This is a genomic window from Citrobacter sp. Cb041, from assembly GCF_030336655.1.
GTDB classification, from domain to species: domain Bacteria; phylum Pseudomonadota; class Gammaproteobacteria; order Enterobacterales; family Enterobacteriaceae; genus Citrobacter; species Citrobacter braakii.
This window is the reverse complement of record NZ_JAOWDD010000035.1, coordinates 1-2,488: the sequence shown is the minus strand read 5'-3', so window position 1 is coordinate 2,488 and position 2,488 is coordinate 1. Positions and strand designations below refer to the sequence as shown.

General features: G+C 49.6%; 4 protein-coding genes. All 4 read left to right on the top strand.

What is annotated here, in order from left to right; translation table 11 throughout:
- Positions 1 to 946: S-type pyocin domain-containing protein (locus tag OGV52_RS08740; protein ID WP_287108380.1), on the top strand; the 946-nt coding region annotated here is incomplete at its 5' end.
- A complete protein-coding gene (locus OGV52_RS08735; RefSeq protein ID WP_047358510.1) occupies positions 943 to 1,197 on the top strand; it encodes a pyocin S6 family toxin immunity protein in 255 nt (84 codons plus the stop codon). The genes OGV52_RS08740 and OGV52_RS08735, both read left to right, overlap by 4 nt.
- Before the next feature lie 5 nt (positions 1,198 to 1,202).
- Positions 1,203 to 1,397, top strand: coding sequence for a CPCC family cysteine-rich protein (locus tag OGV52_RS08730; protein ID WP_287108381.1), 195 nt, complete (start codon positions 1,203 to 1,205; stop codon positions 1,395 to 1,397).
- A 212-nt stretch (positions 1,398 to 1,609) separates the two neighbouring features.
- Positions 1,610 to 2,488, top strand: an 879-nt coding sequence (locus OGV52_RS08725; protein WP_287108378.1) for an S-type pyocin domain-containing protein, incomplete at its 3' end; no start/stop codon positions are given.

Sequence of the window (2,488 nt, the reverse complement as noted above, 5' to 3'; positions counted from 1 at the left end):
CCCCTGGTACAAACGTCTCTTCAACTCACCGGACACAACCAAAGCCGCAGCGGCGGCAGGAATAGCGACAACGACCGGGATAACTACGGGTGCAGCGACCGAAGCCGGATATACAGCATTGCAAAAAATCGGGGGAAATCTTTCTGCTGCTGGCCGTTGGATAGTCCCCAACCCCACCACCGTTTTTCTGTTTGGCATATTCTACTCGCCAAAACTCAACAGCGGCGAACAGGACTACATCGATAAAATGCGGCTTGAGCAGGCCGCACGGAATAAAGAAGATGTTCCAACGCGCGTTCGCTTTCGCTGGGAAGCAGAGCAAAACGGGATGATAAGGCCGAAAGGTTTTCATGTCAGCGCCGGAGGTGGGCAGGACAAAGTTCCGGTTCGAATGCTTCAGAAGAACAGTACCACCGGGAACTATGAGTTCTGGGAGGATGGCGCAAGTAAGCCAACGATTGTTTGGACACCAGACGATCCTGGGTATGAATCTCCTTCCAATACCGGGAATTGGGACAATGTATACGTCCCTCCGAGTGTGCTGGTTTACCCTGAAAGTGAAATCAACAGCCCGTGGTCAACGGAAACGCCAGCACCGGGAGAACGCCCATTCAGGGATTATATTCTGGTACACCCTGCCGGGACGTTTGACCCGATTTATGTTTATCTGAATGCAGATCATAAGTATCACGTGGCTCCACGTGGTACACCGCCATTACCCGCATTTCCGGACGCTAAAACGGCGAAGAAAAGAACACCAGTAAAAGGTGGGGGAACGTTACGTTCAAGATGGAAGGATTCTAAAGGGCGTATTTTTGAGTGGGATTCACAGCACGGTACAGTTGAAATGTATGATCGCTCAGGTCGTAACCATCTCGGGGAATTTGATCCTGTATCAGGGGAGCAGACGAAACCAGCAGATCCAACAAGAAGGGTAGAAAAATGACAATTATTTATACTGTTGATGCATTTGATCGTGTAGATGAGCTACTTATTTTTGAGGTTGAAGTGCCTAAAGAAAAACTTCCTGAAGTTAGCCACGTTATGGAGTGGAGTGAAGAAGACTATAACGACTTTGTTGCTGGGCTTGGGGGATGGAATCTAACCGAACAAAAAGTTAGAGCCATTGAAAGGATTTTAGGTAAAGAATTCTACCAGGACGATCTTGACTACCAGATTTCAGGTGGCGAGGTTTGAAAATGATGGAGCTGGTACACTCTTGCCCTTGCTGTGGACAATATGAATTTCCCGAAGAAGGGAGCTATGAGATTTGCCCCGTTTGCACATGGGAAGATGATCCTATTCAAACAGAAGAGCCTGACTACAAAGGGGGAGCAAATGTTATGAGTTTGAACGAAGCGCGTGAAGCATTCCGACAAGGCCGAAAAGTAAGTTAACATTGCCTTGAGCATGAATATGTAGATTCCATCGGCTGGGCTTTAGTCTGGACAGTTTCAGCAGTTGCCCTTACAAGGCAAAAATTATTCCGCAAATAATGGTGCAAACCTACGAAACACGCAGAGGGGCTGGAACCAGAACATCGAACACAGCAATGGGTGCAGTTGTTCCGAGTTCATCTTCCCCGTAATCTTCCGCCATTGTTGCGCCTTTGCCTGTTGCAGTTTACGCGAAATCCTGTCTTCGTGGTGAAGGCTGCACCGATGCTGGTACTGAGCAAGAGCGACTCGATAATTTTGGTCATGCAGGCTATTACCGTGCTGCGCCTCAGACAGAACAAACAAAGGAAGAGCCTGTTCAGCACGCGCAGGTAGCAAAGAAACACAAACCAGACGAACCAACCCCACCACTGGAAGATAATCGCCCCTGGTACAAACGTCTCTTCAACTCACCGGACACAACCAAAGCCGCAGCGGCGGCAGGAATAGCGACAACGACCGGGATAACTACGGGTGCAGCGACCGAAGCCGGATATACAGCATTGCAAAAAATCGGGGGAAATCTTTCTGCTGCTGGCCGTTGGATAGTCCCCAACCCCACCACCGTTTTTCTGTTTGGCATATTCTACTCGCCAAAACTCAACAGCGGCGAACAGGACTACATCGATAAAATGCGGCTTGAGCAGGCCGCACGGAATAAAGAAGATGTTCCAACGCGCGTTCGCTTTCGCTGGGAAGCAGAGCAAAACGGGATGATAAGGCCGAAAGGTTTTCATGTCAGCGCCGGAGGTGGGCAGGACAAAGTTCCGGTTCGAATGCTTCAGAAGAACAGTACCACCGGGAACTATGAGTTCTGGGAGGATGGCGCAAGTAAGCCAACGATTGTTTGGACACCAGACGATCCTGGGTATGAATCTCCTTCCAATACCGGGAATTGGGACAATGTATACGTCCCTCCGAGTGTGCTGGTTTACCCTGAAAGTGAAATCAACAGCCCGTGGTCAACGGAAACGCCAGCACCGGGAGAACGCCCATTCAGGGATTATATTCTGGTACACCCTGCCGGGACGTTTGACCCGATTTATGTTTAT

Coding starts and splice junctions, on each gene's coding strand:
- OGV52_RS08735 (WP_047358510.1), top strand. CDS start 943: ATGACAATTATTTATACTGTTGATGCATTTGATCGTGTAGATGAGCTA.
- OGV52_RS08730 (WP_287108381.1), top strand. CDS start 1,203: ATGGAGCTGGTACACTCTTGCCCTTGCTGTGGACAATATGAATTTCCC.